Here is a 19150-nt window from a genome sequence, read left to right as displayed (position 1 = left end):
GCTTGGGCAGAACGCTAGACCCACTGTTCACTTCTGTCTAGACATTTCTGTACAGTCCTACCCGCACCAGATTGTTGGGCGAATTTCTCTGGTTTAAAGCTGCGCGCTGGGCCGTGTGCTGACCTTTTCGAACCAAGTCAGCGTTGCCGAATTTTCCTGCGGTATTCGCGTCTTGATCACTCGGGCAAAGTCAACAAAGACAAATGTTGAGATGTCAGCCAGCGTAAACTCAGACCCGGCGATATAGGGACTTTCCGCCAATCGCCATTCCAACAGATCGAAAAAATATCCAACCCGCGCGGCACCTCGTTGCGCCAGTTCAGGAATCTGAGCGTGATTCACCGGACCGGGAATCGCCCTGTCGGCAAAGGCGGGATGCGTGTTGCGTAAAGTTTCGCCAATGGGCGCCCCGCCTTGCTGTTCAACGATACTGTTCCACATCAAAACCAGCCCTTTTTCATCCGGGGTGCGCCCCATCAAAGGCGGCTCGGGAAATCGGGCCTCGAGATAGGCCGCGATGCCAAGGTTCTCGGTCAGTGCCGTGCCCTCATCCGTGATCAGCACAGGAAGGGTCGCGTTCGGGTTGATCGCTTTGAACGCATCGCTCAGCTGTTCGCCTTTGCCGATCGAGACCTCGCGGGTTTCGACCTCTAACCCTTTTTCCGCGATGAACATACGAGCCCGGCGTGGGTTCGGGGCGGTCTTGCAATCGTAGAACAGCATGGGATGCTCCTGTGTCTCAGCGGCGATAGATGAAGCACCGGCCCTGAACCGCACCGGGCGGCAAAGGCAATTCAGTCAGTTCGTCGAAATACATCCGATCACTGGAGACCATCAAACCACCTTCTGCGAGCAGAGGTTGGATCAACGGTGAAACAAATCTTGCAAAGGCGTCGTTCTTTTCTCGGTTATGCCCGCCAAGGTCCGCGTGGATCAGGCTTGCAGTGGCACCGAAACGCGTCAGCGCGGCGGGCAGCGTTTCGCGCACATCGCCCAGAATCACCCGATCCTCGGGGGGCGTTGAATCTGGGTGGGACGCCACCGCGCGTTCAAACACGTACACGGGGCGGTCTTTCACATATTGCGCCATGTGATGATAGGTCCGCCCATTGCCCAAACCCAATTCAAAGACCGGCCCCGCCATGCCACGCGATTCGGCAATGGCAAAATCCAGACAGGCGCGTTGCGACACCATGCGGTCAATGAACAGATCGAGTCGGCTTTGATCGTCGGGCACGGGGAAATCTCTCCTTGATATCAGTCGATTTGCCAGATGGGGTCGACATGGCCCGTGATCGCAAATCCTCAAGACTTTGTGTAGACAAATTGGTGTCAGTTTCACGTTTCCGCGACATTTCACCCCAAGAACGGGTTTGACTACCCCGCCCCAACCGCGCGAGACTGCGTCAAAAAACACGGGGAGTTGATCAAGCCGATGCCGACCTACGGCCCAACGGGTGGAATACCCGCATGACAGCTTTGTTGTCTGTCCGCGATTTGAGCATCGGTTTTGGTGCGGGCAACCCCGTTGTCAAAGGCGTCAATTTTGACGTCGAGGCGGGGCAGACACTTGCGCTGGTCGGCGAATCCGGTTCTGGCAAGACTATCTCGTGCAGGGCGGCGTTGCGGATTTTGCCACGCACCGCGCAAATTCGCAGCGGGACAATCATTCTGAATGATTCCAAAGGCACAGAGGATCTGACCAAGATTAGCGAAAAGCAGATGCGCGGCATTCGCGGCAACCGCGTTTCGATGATCTTTCAAGAACCGATGCGATCCCTGTCGCCGCTGCACAAGATCGGCAATCAGGTCAGCGAGGTTCTCTGGCTGCACCGTGGCGCCTCCGAGGCGCAGGCCCGCAAAGAAGTTTTGACTCAGTTCGAGCGCGTTGGCTTTCCCGATCCCCAACGTGCATATGATTCTTACCCGTTTGAATTGTCGGGTGGCATGCGCCAACGCGCCATGATTGCGATGGCGATGGTGTCCAAGCCGGAATTGTTGATCGCGGACGAGCCGACAACCGCGCTTGACGTGACGACACAGGCGCAGGTTCTGGGCCTGATCAAGGAATTGCAACGCGAAACCGGCATGGCACTGATCCTTGTCACCCATGATCTGGGCGTGGTCGCCAATATGGCAGAACAGGTCGTCGTCATGCACAAGGGCCGTGTGATGGAATCCGGGGCCGCCGCCCCGATCCTGACCTCACCCGCGCATCCTTACACGCAGCAATTGTTCAACGCCGCACCCGAGATTCCGGACGAAGACTCGGTTGGGATACCGATGCCCGACGAGGATCTGATCCTACAGATCAAGAACGTCTCAAAAACTTACACCTTGCGATCCAGCAAGGGTTGGAAGGGTGAACAACTGATCCATGCCTGCCGTGGCGTTGACATGAAGCTCGCACGCGGCAAGACGCTGGCCGTGGTCGGCGAAAGCGGCTCGGGCAAGACCACGGCTGCGCGTATCGCGTTGGGCGCCGAACTTCCCGATCCCGGCGGCGAGGTTCTGTTCCGCACCTCGCCAACCGAAGACCCTATTACCGTCCACCACATGACCCGCGCCCAGCGCACTGCGTTTCAGCGCAAGGCGCAAATGGTGTTTCAAGACCCCTACAGCTCGCTCAGCCCGCGCATGCGCATTCAGGATGCGATGACCGAGCCGTTGGAGATTCACAAGATCGGCACCGCATCTGAACAGCGTGACAAAGCCGCCGAGATGCTGCTGCGGGTTGGGCTGAACGCCGACATGCTGAAACGCTACCCTCATGCCTTTTCTGGTGGTCAGCGACAGCGTCTGTCCATTGCCCGCGCCATGATGCTGGACCCGCAGCTGATCGTGTGCGACGAGCCTACATCGGCTTTGGATGTCTCGGTTCAGGAACAAATCCTGACACTGCTGGAAGATTTGCAGGACAGTCTGAACCTGTCCTACTTCTTTATCTCTCACGACCTTGCCGTTGTGGCGCGCATTGCCGACGAGGTTGCAGTGATGCGCCGCGGGCTGGTCGTTGAACAGGCCCCGCCCGAGACCCTTTTCTACAATCCCCGCCACCCGTACACCAAGGCGCTGATTGCCGCCCAGCCAGAACCTGACATCAACCGCCCAATCGACCTGAAATTGGTTGCTTTGGGCGCAGGTTCGCCGGACAGTTGGGATGACGCCTTCCGATTTACTGACTCCGTGATACCTTCGCTGGTAGAGATGGAACCCGGCCATAAGGTACGATGCCATGTTTAAGACCACTCGCCCCCTGCTTCTGGCTGCCACGCTGACGGCTGCGTGGATGCTGCCCGCCTCGGCGGAAACACCCACCCCAAAGGAAAGCGGATTTTGGGAAAGTGAGGTGAGCGCGGGCAATCTGCCACCTGTTCAGGATCGCCTTCCCGATGAACCGCTGGTTGTCGATCTGGCGGCAAAGGGGCGTGAATTTGGAACACCCGGCGGCACTTTGCGCACCATGGTCACCCGGTCCAAGGACATCCGCCAGATGGTTGTCTATGGCTATGCCCGGCTGGTGGGTTTCAACGAGAATTACGAACTTGTACCCGACCTGCTCGAGTCCTACGAAAACGAAGACAACCGCAAGTTTACCCTGAACCTGCGCGAGGGGCATAAATGGTCAGACGGATCGCCGTTTACATCCGAGGATTTCCGGTACTGGTGGGAAGATGTCGCAAATAACGAGCTGCTCAGCCCGTCCGGCCCGCCCGATTTTCTGATCGTCGAAGGCAAAACGCCAACGGTGAGTTACCCCGACGAAACCACGGTTGTTTTCGAATGGGAGGACCCGAACCCGGATTTCCTGCAATCACTGGCACAGGCGCGTCCGCCCTTCATTTACCGACCGGCCGCATTTCTGAAGCCGTATCACGAGAAATATGCAGATCCCGAAGAAATGGCCGCGCTGGTCGAAGACAACCGGGTCAAAAGCTGGGCGGCGCTGCACAACAAGCTGGATAACCTTTACAAATTCGACAACCACGAATTACCCACGCTGCAGCCATGGCTGAATGCCAGCTCAGGCAAGAAAATCCGGCATAACTTTGTACGCAACCCCTATTACCACCGCATCGACAGCAACGGTGTGCAATTGCCCTATATCGACGTGGTCGAGATGGAGATTGTCGCCCCCGGTCTGGTCGCAGCAAAAACCAACGCTGGTGAAACCGACCTGCAGGGGCGTGGGCTGGCGTTCCGCGATGCGTCGATCCTGAAAAAGGGCGAAGAAGTCGGGAACTACAAGACACGGCTGTGGAAAACCGGTGTCGCGTCGCAGATCGCAATCTATCCGAATCTGAACTTTGCTGATGACGGTTGGCGCGACGTTCTGCGCGATGTCCGCGTGCGACGTGCCCTGTCACTTGCCATCGACCGCAAGACGATCAATCAGGCGCTGTATTTCAAGCTGGCCCAGCCCGGCGCGATGTCGGTTCTGCCCGCGTCGCCGTTCTATGATGAGGAAAACGCTCAGGCATGGGCGCAATACGACATCGAAATGGCCAATGCCCTACTGGATGAGGCCGGATTGACCGAGCGGGACAAGAACGGCATCCGCATGCTGCCCGATGGCCGCCCGATGGAACTGATCATCGAAACTGCCGGTGAACGGCAGGAGGTCGAGAACGCGCTGCAGATCGTCACCGACACTTGGCGCGAGATTGGCGTCGCTCTGGTCATGCGACCGCTGGATAGGGACATCTTGCGCAACCGCGTTTTTGCTGGAAACACAATGGCTTCGGTCTGGTTTGGCTGGGATGACGGTATTCCGCAGGCCCACACCTCGCCCGCTTATCTGGCTCCGACTGATCAGGTCTTTCTGGCCTGGCCCAAATGGGGTCAATTTTATCAAACCGGCGGCGACGCAGGCGAAGCCCCCGACATGCCCGAGGCAGAACGCCTGATGCAATTGGCCCATGATTGGGAGGTCGCCACCAACGACGACGATCGCAAGGCAATCTGGACCGAGATGTTGAACATTCATGCCGAACAGCTATTTGCCATCGGCATTCTGAACGGCGCACCGCAGCCTGTGGTGGTGTCGAACCGCCTGCGCAACGTGCCCGAACAGGCCATGTGGGCATGGGAGCCCGGCGCCCATTTCGGCATTCACCGGCCGGACGAATTCTTCTTCGCCGACTGATCAGGAGCAGCTAAATGGTCATGCTGCGCTATGCGGTGTATCGCTTTTTCACGATGCTGCTGACTCTGTTGGTGGTGTCGGTGCTGATCTTCGTGATCATCAACCTTCCGCCTGGAGATTACCTGAGCAATCAGATCGCCGAATTGCAGGCTTCCGGCCAGTCTGCCGGCGTGGCCAAGGCAGAATTTCTGCGTGCGGAATATGCGCTGGACCGGCCCGTCTGGGAACAATATCTGATCTGGATGGGATTCTGGCCCGGCCCGCACGGGTTCGAGGGACTTCTGCAGGGCAACTATGGTTGGTCCTTCGAATTCGACCGCCCCGTGGCCGAGATTGTAGGCGATACCCTGTGGTTGACCGTAGTGGTCAACCTGGCCGCCATCCTGTTCGTCTACGCCGTCGCGCTGCCGCTTGGTGTCCTTGCTGCTGCCAAGTCCCGGACGTGGATCGACTATACGTCGGCTTTTGTGGGGTATCTGGGTCTTGCCACGCCGAACTTTCTGCTTGCGCTGATCCTGTTCTATTACGGCCACCGTTACTTCAACCTACCCATCGGCGGCTTGATGGACCCATCCTTTGAAGGCCAGCCGATGAGCTGGGACAAGTTGAAGTCCATTCTTGTCCACCTGATCGTCCCGACCTTTGTGATCGGCACCTCGGGGGCTTCGGCCATGATGCAACGCTTGCGTGCCAACATGCTGGACGAGTTGGGGAAACCCTATGTGGAAACCGCAATCGCCAAAGGGATGGCCCCGTCGCGGATGCTGGCGAAATACCCGCTGCGCGTGGCGTTCAACCCCTTCGTGGCGGATATCGGCAACCTGCTACCCTCGATGGTGTCCGGCTCGGTTTTGGTCTCGGTTGTTCTTGGCCTGCAAACCATCGGCCCGACCCTTCTGACGGCACTGAAAACGCAGGATCAGTTCCTGTCCGCCTTTATTCTGATGTTCGTGGCCCTGCTGACCCTCATCGGCACCATGATATCTGACATTCTGCTGGTCATGCTTGACCCGCGCATCCGGTACGAGGGGCGTGAAGCATGACCCAACATCCCGATGGTCGCTATGTCGACGACGCCCCCTATGACCCGGACGCCGCCCTGCAACAGCTTGAGCGTGCCGATCTGGACGCGCCAAACTGGGTGCTGGTTTGGCGCAAGTTCAAAACTCACAAGCTGGGCTTGATCTCGGGCATTTTCCTGCTGCTGTGTTATCTGATGCTGCCTTTCGCAGGGTTCATCGCGCCTTATGGTCCGAATGAACGCAACGGAGAGCATCTTTATGCGCCGCCTCAAAGCGTCAACTGGTTCTATGAGGGCAAATTCATCGGCCCCCATGTCTTTCCCATCGTTGCCGAGGCTGATCTGGAAACCTTCCAATGGAAATTCGTACCCGACCTCGAAGATCCGCGCCCGATCAAGTTTTTCTGTGAAGGGTCGGAATACAAACTGGCTGGCCTGATCAAATCCGACACTCACCTGTTCTGCGCACCCGAAGGGGCGACGCTGTTCCTGTGGGGGTCGGACCGTCTGGGCCGGGATGTGTTCAGTCGCATTCTCTACGGCGCGCAACTGTCGCTGACCGTAGGTTTAATCGGCATCTCGGTGTCTTTCACCCTTGGAATTATCTTCGGTTCGATGGCCGGCTATTTCGGCGGCAAGATCGACTGGGTGATCAACCGGGTCATTGAAATCCTGCGCTCTTTGCCTGAACTACCCTTGTGGCTGGCCCTGTCCGCCGCGGTGCCTTCGAATTGGAGCCCGGTGGCGGTGTTTTTTATCATCTCGATCATCCTCGGCATCCTCGATTGGCCCGGTCTGGCCCGATCCGTGCGAGCCAAATTTCTGTCGCTGCGCGAAGAGGAATACGTGCGCGCCGCCGAGATGATGGGCGCAAGCTCGGGCCGCGTGATCCGCAAACACCTGCTGCCCAACTTCATGTCCCACCTGATCGCATCGGCCACCTTGTCGATCCCGGCGATGATCCTTGGAGAAACGGCGCTCAGCTTCCTTGGCCTTGGGCTGCGCGCTCCTGCCGTCAGCTGGGGGGTGATGCTGAATGACGCGCAGAACCTGGCCTCGATCGAGATCTATCCGTGGACGGCAATTCCAATGCTGCCAATCATTGTCGTTGTACTGGCGTTCAACTTCCTGGGCGACGGATTGCGCGACAGTCTGGACCCGTACCAGCAATGAGCCTGATTTCCGCCCTCCCCGCCGCAGACAGCTACAAGTCGACCGGAAAGGGCGCATGGCCCAGCGCTTTCGCGGTTTCCGAACTGGCAACCGCCAGTTTCGCTGCCGTTGGTCAAGAGTTGGCGCGCCTGATCACAGCAATGAACCTTGCCCCCACAACGCCTGAGATATCGGTCAATCATCGTTTGGCTTCGCTGTGGTACGGGTCTTCGTTCAAACCAGGCGGGTGGGAGATGCCCAGCCTCTGGGACCCAATCGCCGGGGATTATCAGGCGTCGGATGGCTGGATCAGGCTGCACACCAATCTGCCCTCCCACCGGGCAGCGGCGCTGAAGGTGCTGGAGGCGCAAGCCAACCGGGACGCAGTTGCACAGGCTGTGAAAGACTGGTCCATCGCCGATTTGGAAACCTCGGTTGTGGCCGAGGGCGGCGCGGCCGCCGCGATGCGCGGTCGGACCGAATGGCTGGAGCACCCGCAAGGGCGGGCGGTGTCGCGCGATCCGCTGATCGGATGGCACAGCCCGCGGCATATCACGCTGCGCGACCGTCCCAAAGCAACGGCCCGACGTCCGCTGGCGGGCTTGCGCGTTCTAGACCTGACGCGTGTTCTGGCCGGACCGGTTTCGACCCGCACGCTTGCAGGGTTCGGCGCTGAAGTTCTGCGCATCGACCCGCCCGGATGGGATGAGCCGGGCGTCATTCCCGGAATCTCACTGGGAAAGCACTGCGCCTATTTAGACCTGAAATCGCCAGCCGATCTGAAGAAGCTGGAAGACCTGCTGGCGCAAGCAGATGTCTTCATTCATGGCTACCGCCCGGGTGCGCTGGATGCGCTTGGACTGACCAAGATAAAACGTGATGAACTGGCTCCCAACCGAATTGAGGTCACTCTGAACGCTTATGGCTGGCAGGGGCCGTGGTCCAACAGACGTGGTTTTGACAGCCTCGTACAGATGAGCGCAGGCATCGCAGACGCGGGTCGCGCTTGGGCCAAGGCCGAAAAACCCACCCCTCTGCCGGTTCAGGCGCTGGATCACGCGACAGGCTATCTGATGGCTGCAACGGTCCTGTCGGCACTGGCCGAAGCCGCGTCCGCAAATTCTATCATGCTGGCGCAGCTGTCCCTGGCACGCACAGCGGAACTACTGGCTGCGTTGGCGAAATCCGAGCAAGACGAAGAGATCACAACTCCCACAACATCCGATTACGCTCAAGAGGTTGAAGCATCCGACTGGGGCCCCGGGCGTCGCCTGAAACCGGCTTTGTCCGTTGGCCAGGCCCACATGTCATGGCCTCTGCCAGCCGCAAAGCTGGGCACATCCCAACCCATCTGGCCTTCGCGGACCACCTGAACCAACCGCCGCGCGGTACGCGCGGCCCGGCCCAACACTTTGGGGGGAGTCTCATCAAAGACGCATCCCAAGGGGGCGGGAGCCTTCCCTAGCGATCATCCCCACCGGGACCGATATCGTCCAGATAATCCTCATCAATCGCCGCCTGCACCGCGCCGGTCACGGCTTCACGCTGCTTCGGCGTCAGATCCTCGGGTTCTTTGCCTTCGGCCAGCCGCACGGTGACTTCGCGATGAGCAAACTTGATCCCTTCGCGTGCGAATAGCTCGCGGATATCTTGATAGACTCTCTTGCGCACCAGCCACTGGTCACCGGGCTTGGTCATGAACTTGACCCGGATGATCATCGCGGAATCCTGCATCTCAATCACGCCCTGCGATTTCAGCGGCTGGATAAAGTTGTCGCCGATCACGGGGTCGCTCAGCAATTGCTGACCCAGCTTCTTGATCAGCTTGCGCACCTTTTCAACATCGGTGTCATAGGTCACACGCAACGGCAATTTCATGATCACCCAATCGCGGGAATAGTTGGTCAGCACCTTGATCTCACCAAAGGGAATCGTGTTCAGCGCGCCCAGATGGTGACGCAGCTGGAATGACCGGACCGAGATTTTTTCGACCGTCCCCTTCACATCCCCGATGTCGATGTACTCTCCTTTACGAAAGGCATCATCCATCAGGAAGAACGCCCCCGAAAAGATATCGCGCACCAGCGTTTGCGAGCCGAACCCAACAGCCAGACCCACCACACCTGCACCGGCAAACAGCGGGCTGACATTAATCCCCAACTCCATCAACACGATCAAAACGATGGTGACGACAACAACGGCCAGGATCGCACCACGGAACAGGGGCAGCAGCGTCGCCAGACGGCTTTGCCCGCCTTCGCCGCCTTCATCGCCCAACTCGGCCTCTTCGCCGCCATCATCGGTTTCTTCGGCAATTTTCGAGTCGATCCAGATGCGGAAGAAGTGGAACAGAATATAGCCGATGAACAAGATGACCATCACATCCAGCGCACGCTCGACCGGCAGGTCCTCGCTCCAGCTGGCTTCGGGGTTCCAGATCACCACCAACGCATAAAGGCCGACCACAAAGGCCAAAATCCCTGCCACGCGACGGGCCAAATCCTCATATGTCAGGATCGAATGTTGGCGCAGTTCCGCCTCGGGAGTCTCGACGGCTTCATCATCCTCTTCCGTGGCCGCCGCATTCATGTCTTCCATTTGGCGGTTACGGTCAAAGTAACGCTCCAGCAGGTAATTCATTGCGCCGTAGGCCACGACCACAGACATGAAAATCAAATAGCTGCTGGCCACGATCGGCAGAGAATTCTCATTCTCAAGCACCAGATCCACCGCCAGCTTGAACCAGCTGAATACGATATAGACAACCAGCACAGGCGCCCACGCGAATGAGATGAACCGCAAAATCCACGACACTTGGTCCGGTGCGCGCCCGCCGCGAATGGCATTCGAAATGGCGCGCGCATTGAACATGATCATCAACAAATTGCCCAACGCGCCCAACATGGTCAGGCCACCATAGACCAAGGCATAGACATTGTAGTTCAACCCAAAATCCGCCACCCAGGTGGCGAACAACACAACCGAGATGTCGTAGGTCGCCAGCGCCGACGCCCAGAAATACAGCCGCTTTGCGTCCCGATCTGAGAAGGGCGGCAAACGGTATTGGCTCAGATAAGGGGACAGAACCATCCGCCACAGGTCGGATATCGTGCGCGACAGGAAAAACGCCGTAAAGATCGCAGTGACCGTAAACTGAATCGAGATATCTTCGGCTTCACCAAAGAACAGGTACCCCACGATCAGCGCCATCAGCATCGCAAAGATCGTGCCCCCGATCCCCATGAAAAACCGGAACACCAAAAACGGCATTTTCTCCCGATAGCCCTGCGGGTTTTCCTTGGACCGTGCCACAACCAGCTTTTTGGCCATGCGCTTGCCGTAAATCTCGGTGGACAGCCAGCGCCCCAGCAGCAGAAACAGAATGTTCCACGCCAGAACCTCGACATAGGTCTGAATGCGGCCATCCGGGCTGGTCTGCCGCAGGACGTACTGAACTTCGAAAATAGAATAGGGCAAAGCCTCTAGACGCGATTCCATGGACTCGCGGAACTTTGAGAACCTTTCCTGCGCTTTCATCAGTTGCGATCCGTCGCCCATCGGTCCGTGCGCGTCCTCGGCCGAGGCATCAGCACCTGGCTGACCGCCCGAAGACACAACCTGCCCCGCGCTGTCGATGACAATTACGCTGGCGCCGGCCTCGGTTGCCGCCTTGATCGCAGCAGCCAGATCACCATCGGCCCCAGTTTCGGCCTCAGACTCTGAGGTATATCCGGGGATCAAAGGGACTTGCGCCGATGCCTCTGTGACGAAGGCCGCAGAAAACGCCCACAGGATCAGAGCCATTCCAGCAATTAGTCTGAGTTTCATCAATTTTTCTGTCCAAGTCGTATGTTGCATCGCAGGTTACAGAAGCGCCTGAGCGTATTCAAATATTCAGCGTTTCACGGCTCAAGTTCGTGTCATTTCGTGTTTCGGCTGCAATGCAGGCGACAAGAGTGTTTGCAACCTTGAAAAAACTGAATATGACCGACCGTGTAGTATGAGTGGAATGGCAAGATCAACGCCGGGTGTAACGGGGAAAAACGCTCCGAAACCTCCTGTACTTTGGCTGTTGCCATTTCGCCATGTTTGACGAATTTGCACAATCTCGGCACCCCCTTTGGCAAGCGGCGCCAAAGAATATACGGTAACGGAGTTTAACGCGCGGATTTGCACCCAGGGACACGACAGGCGAAGGCATGAGCCTAGGAATACAAAACAACATCACCGGCCGTGCGCCGCGCATACTGTTCTACAGCCACGATACATTTGGATTGGGGCATCTGCGCCGGTCGCGCGCCCTTGCCGCAGCTATCACGCAAGCCAACCCGCAAGCGTCAGCCCTGATCCTGACCGGGTCACCCGTGGCAGGTCGGTTCACCTTTCCGCGCCGGGTCGACCACGTGCGCCTGCCAGGTGTGACCAAACGTGCCGATGGCTCTTATGCAGCGCGCACCATTGGCATGGGGATCGAAGAGGTAACCGAACTGCGCGCAGGTCTGATCCAGACTGCCGTCCAGCAATTCGACCCCGATATGCTGATCGTCGACAAGGAACCCACCGGTTTTCGTGGGGAGTTGCTGCCGACACTGGAACATCTGTTGCATTCCCAACGCACCAAGCTGGTTCTTGGCCTGCGCGACGTGCTGGACGAACCCGAAGTTCTGGCCGCCGAGTGGGAGCGGAAAGAGGCCCTTGCCGCGACCGAGCGCTTCTATCACGAAATCTGGGTTTACGGTCTGCGCTCGATCTATGATCCGACCAAAGGGCTGCCGCTTAGCCACGCAGCGCAATCGCGCACGCATTGGACCGGTTACCTGCGGCGGGATCTTGGCCCTGTAGGCGAGCCACCTGAACAACCCTACATCCTAATCACGCCAGGTGGCGGTGGCGACGGTAAGGCGATGGTGAACCAGGTTCTCTCCGCTTACGAAAAAGACCCTACCCTGTCGCCGCGTGCAGTGCTGGTTTACGGCCCCTTTCTTTCCGGTGAGTTGCGTGAAGAATTCGAGACCCGCGTTGCCGCGTTGAATGGCCGGGTGACCGCCGTGGGGTTCGAATCCCAGATCGAAACGCTTTTTGCAGGGGCCGCCGGGGTGGTCTGTATGGGCGGTTACAATACTTTCTGCGAAGTTCTGTCCTTTGACAAACGTGCCGTCATCGTGCCTCGCACGACGCCACGACTAGAACAGTGGATTCGCGCCTCGCGCGCAGAAGGGCTGGGCCTTGTGCGGATGCTGGACGAAAACCGCGACGGGCTGACAGCGGATGCGATGATCGAGGCGATCCGCGACCTGCCGCACCAACCCCTGCCATCGCAGACCATTCAGGACGGGCTGCTGGACGGGTTGGATTATGTCATCGACCGCGTTGACGCGTTGCTAGGCCAGGAACAGGAACGGGCCATCGGATGACCACAGCCCAGCCGAAACTGGCGGTGCTGGTCAAAGGGTGGCCGCGCCTGTCCGAGACGTTCATTGCCCAGGAACTTGTCGCCCTGCAAGAGGCCGGGCACAGCTTTGACATCTGGTCTTTGCGCCATCCGACCGACATAAAACGGCACCCGCTGCACGACCGTTTTCAGGGTCAGGTGCATTACCTGCCAGAATACCTTTACGAAGAACCACAGCGTGTCTGGGCTGCGCGACAGACTGCGCAAGCCCTGCCGGGCTATGCCGAGGCCTACCGGGTCTGGCGCGCCGATCTGCGCCGTGATCCGACCCACAACCGCATACGGCGTTTTGGTCAGGCCTGCGTTCTGGCCGCCGAATTACCCGAAGCGACACAAGTGATGTATGCGCATTTCATGCACACCCCATCCTCGGTCGCGCGCTACGCCGCCATCATGCGTGGCCTGCCGTGGAGTTTTTCTGCCCACGCCAAGGACATCTGGACATCACCCGAGTGGGAAAAGATCGAAAAACTGCGCGCCGACACTCATGGAGCGGCTTTTGGTGCGACCTGCACGGCAATTGGGGCCGACCATCTACGCAGTTTGGCCGACGATCCCGCGCGGGTTGACCTGATCTATCACGGGCTGGATCTGAACCGTTTTCCATCTCCGCCAAACCGTATGCCACGCGCGCCGGACGGGCCATTTCACATGCTCTCGGTCGGTCGTCTGGTCGAGAAAAAGGGCTTTGACCGGCTGATCGACGCGTTTGTCATGCTGCCAGAAACGCTGGACTGGCACTGGACGCACATTGGCGGCGGAACACTTGGCAATGCCTTGCGTGATCGAGCCGACGCCGCTGGCCTGTCGCAACGGATAACGTGGCAAGGCGCTTGTGATCAACCCGAAGTGATCGAAGCAATGCGCAGCGCAGACTTGTTTGTGCTTCCCAGCCGGATCGCCAGTGACGGAGACCGCGACGGGCTACCCAATGTTTTGATGGAGGCCGCATCACAGCTTTTGCCGATCCTGTCGACGCCGGTATCGGCCATCCCCGAGTTTATTGAAACCGGCACCCACGGCGTCTTGTCCGACGATGATCCTGCCGCATTGGCCAGCGCCATCATCCATCTGGCCGCCGATCCGCAGCAAACTGCTTTGATGGCAAGTGCCGCCTATGATCGTTTGATCGCCGATTTCCGCATGGACCCCGGCATTGCCCGCCTGTCCAAACGACTGCGCGCATTGGGTTCGGACATAGGCTGATGGCACGAGTGGCCTTTTACTCTCCGATGAAAGCGCCGGACAGCCCGGTGCCGTCGGGGGATCGCGAAATGGCCCGCAACCTGATGCAGGCGATCGCCGCGCAAGAGGCTATGGTCGAACTGGCCTCGCGGCTGCGTACCTACGACAAAGCCGGGGACGCGCAGGTGCAGACCGCATTGCGCGCCAAGGCTGACGCCGAGGAGCAACGTCTGATCGCCGATCTTCCCGCAGACACCGCGCTTTGGGTGACCTATCACAACTATTACAAGGCCCCCGATCTGCTGGGCCCGCGTGTCTGCAAGGCGCGCAACATTCCCTACGTTCAGTTGGAAAGCACCCGCGCAACCAGCCGCCTGACAGGTCCCTGGGCCGGGTTTGCAAAAGCTGCACATGACGCCTGTGATGCGGCGCAGGTGATTTTCTACCACACCTCCAATGACCTGATCACTCTGGAACGGGAACGGTACGGGGATCAAAGCCTTGTGGAACTGCCCCCTTTTCTGCCTCGGTCGGATTTACCGCCCGCCTCGGGCTGTGAGGGGCCGATGCTGACCGTGGGCATGATGCGGCACGGTGACAAGCTGGCTTCTTACACTCTTCTAGCGCAGGCTCTGGCCTTACTGGACGGCGACTGGTCCTTGGATATTGCGGGTGATGGCCCAGCACGTCCCGAAGTCGAGGTGCTGATGGCGCCGTTCGGATCAAAGGTCCGGTTTCTGGGGCAATGTGACCGCGATGCTTTGCAGAAGCTGTACGGTGCGGCCTCGGTACTATTGTGGCCGGGAGTGAACGAGGCCTATGGCATGATCTATCTTGAGGCGCAGGCCAGCGGTGTGCCTGTTGTAGCGCAGGATCGGCCCGGCGTGCGGGATGTGCTGTCCCCGTCGGACTATCCTTCGGTCGACGCTGGCCCCGAAGGATTGGCTGCACGGCTGCGCACCTTGCTGGATGACCTTTCTTCCCGCCTGTCGCTGGGGGCCAACGCCCGCGCGCGCGTGGCCGAACGTCACCTGATGCCTGCAGCAACCGACCGGTTCTGGCAGGCAACGCGACCCTTGATGGAGGTTCGGTCATGACCCGGCTAGCACTGCTTCGGCACGGTCACACCCATTGGAACCGCGCGGGCCGCATTCAGGGGCGCAGTGATATACCGCTGGACGAAGATGCGCGGGCAGAGCTATCCGCTATGCAACTGCCCGCGCCATGGAAGGACGCGGACCTCTGGTCCAGCCCCCTGCTGCGGGCCAGCGAAACCGCCCGTCTGGTCGCGGGACGCGAGCCGCAGACTTCGGACGCGCTGACCGAGATGAACTGGGGTGATTGGGAAGGGTTACACGGGGTCGACCTGATTGCCGACCCAGATAGCGGATACCGCCATATCGAAGACTGGAGCTGGGATTTTCGCCCGCCAAACGGTGAAAGCCCAGCTGAGGTCTGGGCCCGTCTACACCCCTGGCTGAACGCGTTGTCGGGCGATACGGTTGCCGTCTGCCACATCGGTATTATGCGGGTCATTCTGGCGCGGGCCTGGGGATGGGATTTCAATGGTCCCGCCCCCTTTAAAATCAAACGCAACCGCATGTATATCGTCGATATGTCGACACTACGTCCCCAGCCCGAACCCGTCCGCCTGATCAGACCAGAGGCATCACAATGAAGGTGATGATCGTTGTCACGCACTTGTTGGGCACTGGGCATCTGAGCCGGGCGCTGACTTTGGGCCGGGCTTTCGTACGGGCCGGGCACGAGACCTTTGTTGTCTCGGGTGGAATGCCGGCACCACAGCTAGACAGCGCGGGCATGACCCTGTTGGGGCTTCCACCGCTGCGTTCGGACGGCACGGATTTCACCCGGCTTTTGACCCAAAGCGATGAAGTGGCCGATGCCGCCTATCTGACATCTCGTGAAACCGCATTGGTCGCAGCCTTGCAGAGTTTCGCACCTGATGTGCTGATCACCGAGCTTTTTCCCTTTGGTCGCAGGTCACTTGCGGCCGAGTTCAATGCCGCCTTGGTAGCCGCCTGGAACTTACCGCGACGGCCGGTCGTTCTGGGCTCGATCCGCGATATTCTGGCCCCACCATCGAAGGCATCAAAGGCGGAACGCACGGAAGAGATCGTGTGCCAGTATTACGACGGTATCCTCGTCCATTCAGATCAAAGCGTTGTTCCGCTGGAGGTGAGCTGGCCGGTGACCGATCAATTGCGCTCGCGGTTGTTCTATACCGGTTTTGTTGCGCCCGAGGCGCCTGTGCCGCATCCTGACGCGGTGGGCGATGGCGAAATATTGGTCAGCGCCGGTGGCGGATCTGTGGGCCAGCCGATCTTTCGCGCGGCCATTGAGGCCGCCCAAAAGATGCCCAACAGGCGCTGGCGCCTGTTGGTGGGCGGGCAGGACGCAAGGGCACGTATTGATCAACTGTCACAACTCGTGGGCGATGCCCAAGTGACGCTGGAACCGGTGCGCCCGGACTTCCGGCAAATGCTGCCCCATGCGGCAGCCTCGGTCAGTATGTGCGGCTACAACACGGCGCTGGATATTTTGCAATCGGGAACGCCTGCGGTTTTTATCCCGTTCGACGACGGCAAAGAGGTTGAGCAGGGTTTGCGTGGTCAGAGCCTCTCGGACCTGTCGGCCATCGATGTGTTGCCTAGCAAATCCCTCAATGGGGATTCATTAGCGCGGGCCGTTGCGTCGGTCATGGCAGATGGCCCACGCCCGGTTTCAGCGCAGGGCTTTGACGGGGCCGCAAGATCGGTCGAGATTGCCGTGAACTTGCGGGAGCAAACAAGATGATGGACTGGCGCCCTTTGGAGGCGGAGTTGGACATCTGGCAGGCGCAGGGCTTGTCGCTGCCGCTGTGGTGGCGGGATGATGACGCCATATCAAGGACACCGCAGCTTGAAAGGCTGTCAAAGCTGTCGCGGTCGCTTGACCTGCCCGTTCATCTGGCGATCATTCCTCGAGATGCCGATGCCGGGCTGGGCGATTACGTCACGCAGCAGCCGTGGCTGATTCCTGTAGTTCATGGCTGGGCGCATCAAAACCACGCACCGCCTGGCGAGAAGAAATCCGAATTCCGGTTGCACCGCCCGCTTGAGGCCATAATCGTCGACGCGCAATCCGGGCTGGAGCGCCTGCGTACTTTGTTCGGAGACAGGCTGTGTCCGATGTTTGTACCGCCCTGGAACCGCATCGCACCCGAGGTGGCGCAGGAATTACCTGATCTTGGGTATCGAATCGTCTCGACAGCGAAACCGCGCAAGACGCGGGAACCTGTCCCAAGGCTGGAGCAGATCAACACCCATCTGGACCCGATTGACTGGCGCGGAACGCGCGGGTTGGTGGCGGCGGACATGTTGATCATTCAGACAGCAGACATTTTACGCAACCGGCGTGAAGGACGCGCCGACATTACCGAACCTTTTGGTGTCTTGACCCACCATCTGGTCCATGATCAGGAGATCTGGACCTTTATCCAAGAGCTGCTGAGCCGACTTCTGGACGGCCCCGGTTTTGCCTGGGCAGACCCCACAATACCAACCGGAGACCCCGAATGAGCCGACTGGATTCCATGCTACGCCGCCTGACCGCGCAACGCGACGGGTTGAATTGGGCGGTCGCCCAGATCAGCGACATGGACGGCGATGTTCTGGACATGGGGCTGGGCAACGGTCGCACCTATGACCATTTGCGGGAAATTCTGCCGGACCGGCGGATATTGGTCATGGACCGGGTGCTGCAATGCCATCCGTCCAGCACCCCTCCGGCCGAGGACTTTCTGCAGGGCGAAGCGGAGCCCATGCTTGAAAAGCTTGGTATCGACGGGCCAAAGATCGCGCTGGCCCATTATGATTTTGGACGTGGCATCAAAGAAGACGATGTTGCCGAAGCAGCGCGTCTTAGCCCGCTAATTGCGCGGGTAATGCGGCCCGGCGGGTTGCTGATATCGGGGCAACCTCTAACCGGGTTCGAAGAGATCAAAGGTCCGGATACCATCGCGCCGGACCGGTATCTGTTCTACCGCGCCTGATCAAGCCACGCGCCGTCCACGAGACCACACCCCGTTCAGCGCCGGGGCGCCATGGTGAAGACAGAATCGGATAATATCTGCGCGCGCGCCGCTGCGCAGTTCTCCGCGGTCGTCCAAACCAACAACCTGTGCTGGCGTCCGCGTCACCGTTCGCAGGCCACGGGCCATATCGCCCCATATCTCCCCCAGACGTGTAGCCGACAACAGCAACGCGGCGGGAACATAATCTGAGGAGAGAATGTCGAGATGGCCCAGATCGGCGAGTTCCTGAGCGGCCACATTGCCGGAATGCGACCCGCCCCGGATCAGATTAGGCGCCCCCATCATCACCTTTATCCCGTGTTCGCTGCAGGCGCGTGCGGCCTCGACGGTGGTGGGAAACTCGGCCAGCCGGATGCCGTGTCCTGCCGAGACTCGCACCTGTTCCGGTGTGGTGTCATCATGGCTGGCCAGCATGGCCCCAAACCGCTTGGCGGCCTTGACGGTTTCGACCTCGTGCTTGTCTCCGTTGCGCTTTCGCATTGCCTTGAGGTCCGCGACATGGCGCTGAAACCCTTCGCCCTCCAACCCCAGCTTTCCTTTCAGGTAAATCTCAAGTTTCGACATATCTTGAAACTGACGTTGGCCAGGTGTGTGATCCATCAACGAAACCAGCCCAACCCTATCTTCGGGGCCGAACTCGTTTAACTCCTCGACCAGGGTCTCTGAACACACCTCGGCCCGAAGATGCAGAAAATGGCTGATCTTCAACACGTCTTGTTCCCGTAGTTGCCACAGTTCACGAGACAGTTCGCGGGCGTATCGTCGGTAACGCTGGCCGCTGGGGATTGACCCCACGCGTATCGCATCGAAGACAGTGGTGATCCCGGTGCTGGCCAGCTCGGCATCATGGGCCAAGATGGCCGCCGCATGCGGCCAGTCGACCTTGGGGCGCGGTTGGATATGGCGTTCCAGATTGTCGGTGTGCAGCTCGACCAGACCGGGGCTGACATAGTCACCTTCGCAATCAATCGCGCCCGGGGGAACCGTGCGGCCAGTGGCGATCTCGGCAATCGATTCACCTACGATACGGACGCTGCCGGTGATCGTCTCATCGGCAAGAACAAGCGTGGCATTGGCAAGGATCATTTCTTCTGTCAT

General features: G+C 59.2%; 16 protein-coding genes. 12 read left to right on the top strand and 4 right to left on the bottom strand.

Annotation, left to right across the window (positions count from 1 at the left end; all coding sequences use genetic code 11):
- Positions 1-93: 93 nt before the first annotated feature.
- A complete protein-coding gene (locus ACR0B8_RS09755; protein WP_170506601.1) occupies positions 94-723 on the bottom strand; it encodes a glutathione S-transferase family protein in 630 nt (209 codons plus the stop codon).
- Positions 724-739: 16 nt separating this feature from the next.
- A complete protein-coding gene (locus ACR0B8_RS09750; RefSeq protein ID WP_254438808.1) occupies positions 740-1195 on the bottom strand; it encodes a class I SAM-dependent methyltransferase in 456 nt (151 codons plus the stop codon).
- Positions 1196-1470: 275 nt separating this feature from the next.
- On the opposite strand from ACR0B8_RS09750, the gene ACR0B8_RS09745 reads away from it, so the two are divergent.
- The 5 genes from ACR0B8_RS09745 to ACR0B8_RS09725 are packed head-to-tail and all read left to right on the top strand — an operon-like array spanning position 1471 to position 8692.
- Positions 1471-3243, top strand: a complete 1773-nt coding sequence (locus tag ACR0B8_RS09745; protein WP_170351798.1) for an ABC transporter ATP-binding protein — start codon at positions 1471-1473, stop codon at positions 3241-3243.
- Positions 3236-5146 (top strand): ABC transporter substrate-binding protein, encoded by a 1911-nt coding sequence (locus ACR0B8_RS09740; protein WP_170362472.1) that lies wholly within the window; start codon positions 3236-3238, stop codon positions 5144-5146. Before ACR0B8_RS09745 ends, ACR0B8_RS09740 begins: the two co-directional genes overlap by 8 nt.
- A gap of 14 nt (positions 5147-5160) precedes the next feature.
- Positions 5161-6189 (top strand): ABC transporter permease, encoded by a 1029-nt coding sequence (locus ACR0B8_RS09735; RefSeq protein ID WP_170351800.1) that lies wholly within the window; start codon positions 5161-5163, stop codon positions 6187-6189.
- The gene (locus ACR0B8_RS09730) at positions 6186-7340 is read left to right on the top strand and encodes an ABC transporter permease (protein ID WP_170362473.1); all 1155 of its coding nucleotides are present in this window, start codon (positions 6186-6188) and stop codon (positions 7338-7340) included. The genes ACR0B8_RS09735 and ACR0B8_RS09730 overlap by 4 nt, the downstream gene beginning before the upstream one ends.
- Complete coding sequence (locus tag ACR0B8_RS09725; RefSeq protein WP_170362474.1) at positions 7337-8692, top strand: CoA transferase; 1356 nt, start codon at positions 7337-7339, stop codon at positions 8690-8692. Before ACR0B8_RS09730 ends, ACR0B8_RS09725 begins: the two co-directional genes overlap by 4 nt.
- 88 nt (positions 8693-8780) lie before the next feature.
- On the opposite strand, the gene ACR0B8_RS09720 is transcribed toward ACR0B8_RS09725, so the two are convergent.
- Positions 8781-11147, bottom strand: a complete 2367-nt coding sequence (locus ACR0B8_RS09720; RefSeq protein ID WP_170362475.1) for a mechanosensitive ion channel family protein — start codon at positions 11145-11147, stop codon at positions 8781-8783.
- A 371-nt stretch (positions 11148-11518) separates the two neighbouring features.
- Between ACR0B8_RS09720 and ACR0B8_RS09715 the strand changes: the two genes are divergently transcribed.
- Genes ACR0B8_RS09715 through ACR0B8_RS09685 form a run of 7 tightly spaced genes read left to right on the top strand, consistent with a single transcriptional unit; the run spans position 11519 to position 18010 of the window.
- A complete protein-coding gene (locus ACR0B8_RS09715) occupies positions 11519-12733 on the top strand; it encodes a glycosyltransferase family protein (protein WP_170351804.1) in 1215 nt (404 codons plus the stop codon).
- Positions 12730-13977 carry a glycosyltransferase family 4 protein gene (locus tag ACR0B8_RS09710; RefSeq protein WP_170362476.1) on the top strand — a complete coding sequence of 416 codons (1248 nt, stop codon included), beginning with the start codon at positions 12730-12732 and terminating at the stop codon, positions 13975-13977. Before ACR0B8_RS09715 ends, ACR0B8_RS09710 begins: the two co-directional genes overlap by 4 nt.
- Positions 13977-15053: a glycosyltransferase family 4 protein gene (locus tag ACR0B8_RS09705; protein WP_170362477.1), complete on the top strand. Its 1077-nt coding sequence runs from the start codon at positions 13977-13979 to the stop codon at positions 15051-15053. The genes ACR0B8_RS09710 and ACR0B8_RS09705 overlap by 1 nt, the downstream gene beginning before the upstream one ends.
- Positions 15050-15634 carry a histidine phosphatase family protein gene (locus ACR0B8_RS09700; protein ID WP_170362478.1) on the top strand — a complete coding sequence of 195 codons (585 nt, stop codon included), beginning with the start codon at positions 15050-15052 and terminating at the stop codon, positions 15632-15634. The genes ACR0B8_RS09705 and ACR0B8_RS09700 overlap by 4 nt, the downstream gene beginning before the upstream one ends.
- Positions 15631-16773 (top strand): glycosyltransferase family protein, encoded by a 1143-nt coding sequence (locus tag ACR0B8_RS09695; protein WP_170399038.1) that lies wholly within the window; start codon positions 15631-15633, stop codon positions 16771-16773. Before ACR0B8_RS09700 ends, ACR0B8_RS09695 begins: the two co-directional genes overlap by 4 nt.
- Positions 16770-17537: a polysaccharide deacetylase family protein gene (locus ACR0B8_RS09690; protein ID WP_226688931.1), complete on the top strand. Its 768-nt coding sequence runs from the start codon at positions 16770-16772 to the stop codon at positions 17535-17537. The genes ACR0B8_RS09695 and ACR0B8_RS09690 overlap by 4 nt, the downstream gene beginning before the upstream one ends.
- The gene (locus tag ACR0B8_RS09685; protein ID WP_226688930.1) at positions 17534-18010 is read left to right on the top strand and encodes a class I SAM-dependent methyltransferase; all 477 of its coding nucleotides are present in this window, start codon (positions 17534-17536) and stop codon (positions 18008-18010) included. Before ACR0B8_RS09690 ends, ACR0B8_RS09685 begins: the two co-directional genes overlap by 4 nt.
- On the opposite strand, the gene ACR0B8_RS09680 is transcribed toward ACR0B8_RS09685, so the two are convergent.
- Positions 18011-19150 carry an alpha-D-ribose 1-methylphosphonate 5-triphosphate diphosphatase gene (locus ACR0B8_RS09680; protein ID WP_170414052.1) on the bottom strand — a complete coding sequence of 380 codons (1140 nt, stop codon included), beginning with the start codon at positions 19148-19150 and terminating at the stop codon, positions 18011-18013.

This window comes from Ruegeria sp. BH6 (assembly GCF_056538105.1).
The sequence above is the reverse complement of the archived record's forward strand: the minus strand, read 5'-3'. Positions and strand labels throughout refer to the sequence as shown.

Excerpts from the sequence above, each read along its gene's own strand:
- ACR0B8_RS09730 (WP_170362473.1), top strand. The coding sequence starts at position 6,186 with ATGACCCAACATCCCGATGGTCGCTATGTCGACGACGCCCCCTATGAC.
- ACR0B8_RS09725 (WP_170362474.1), top strand. The coding sequence starts at position 7,337 with ATGAGCCTGATTTCCGCCCTCCCCGCCGCAGACAGCTACAAGTCGACC.
- ACR0B8_RS09685 (WP_226688930.1), top strand. The coding sequence starts at position 17,534 with ATGAGCCGACTGGATTCCATGCTACGCCGCCTGACCGCGCAACGCGAC.
- ACR0B8_RS09750 (WP_254438808.1), bottom strand. The coding sequence starts at position 1,195 with ATGGTGTCGCAACGCGCCTGTCTGGATTTTGCCATTGCCGAATCGCGT.
- ACR0B8_RS09745 (WP_170351798.1), top strand. The coding sequence starts at position 1,471 with ATGACAGCTTTGTTGTCTGTCCGCGATTTGAGCATCGGTTTTGGTGCG.
- ACR0B8_RS09740 (WP_170362472.1), top strand. The coding sequence starts at position 3,236 with ATGTTTAAGACCACTCGCCCCCTGCTTCTGGCTGCCACGCTGACGGCT.
- ACR0B8_RS09690 (WP_226688931.1), top strand. The coding sequence starts at position 16,770 with ATGATGGACTGGCGCCCTTTGGAGGCGGAGTTGGACATCTGGCAGGCG.
- ACR0B8_RS09705 (WP_170362477.1), top strand. The coding sequence starts at position 13,977 with ATGGCACGAGTGGCCTTTTACTCTCCGATGAAAGCGCCGGACAGCCCG.
- ACR0B8_RS09680 (WP_170414052.1), bottom strand. The coding sequence starts at position 19,150 with ATGACAGAAGAAATGATCCTTGCCAATGCCACGCTTGTTCTTGCCGAT.
- ACR0B8_RS09695 (WP_170399038.1), top strand. The coding sequence starts at position 15,631 with ATGAAGGTGATGATCGTTGTCACGCACTTGTTGGGCACTGGGCATCTG.
- ACR0B8_RS09755 (WP_170506601.1), bottom strand. The coding sequence starts at position 723 with ATGCTGTTCTACGATTGCAAGACCGCCCCGAACCCACGCCGGGCTCGT.
- ACR0B8_RS09715 (WP_170351804.1), top strand. The coding sequence starts at position 11,519 with ATGAGCCTAGGAATACAAAACAACATCACCGGCCGTGCGCCGCGCATA.
- ACR0B8_RS09710 (WP_170362476.1), top strand. The coding sequence starts at position 12,730 with ATGACCACAGCCCAGCCGAAACTGGCGGTGCTGGTCAAAGGGTGGCCG.
- ACR0B8_RS09735 (WP_170351800.1), top strand. The coding sequence starts at position 5,161 with ATGGTCATGCTGCGCTATGCGGTGTATCGCTTTTTCACGATGCTGCTG.
- ACR0B8_RS09700 (WP_170362478.1), top strand. The coding sequence starts at position 15,050 with ATGACCCGGCTAGCACTGCTTCGGCACGGTCACACCCATTGGAACCGC.
- ACR0B8_RS09720 (WP_170362475.1), bottom strand. The coding sequence starts at position 11,147 with ATGAAACTCAGACTAATTGCTGGAATGGCTCTGATCCTGTGGGCGTTT.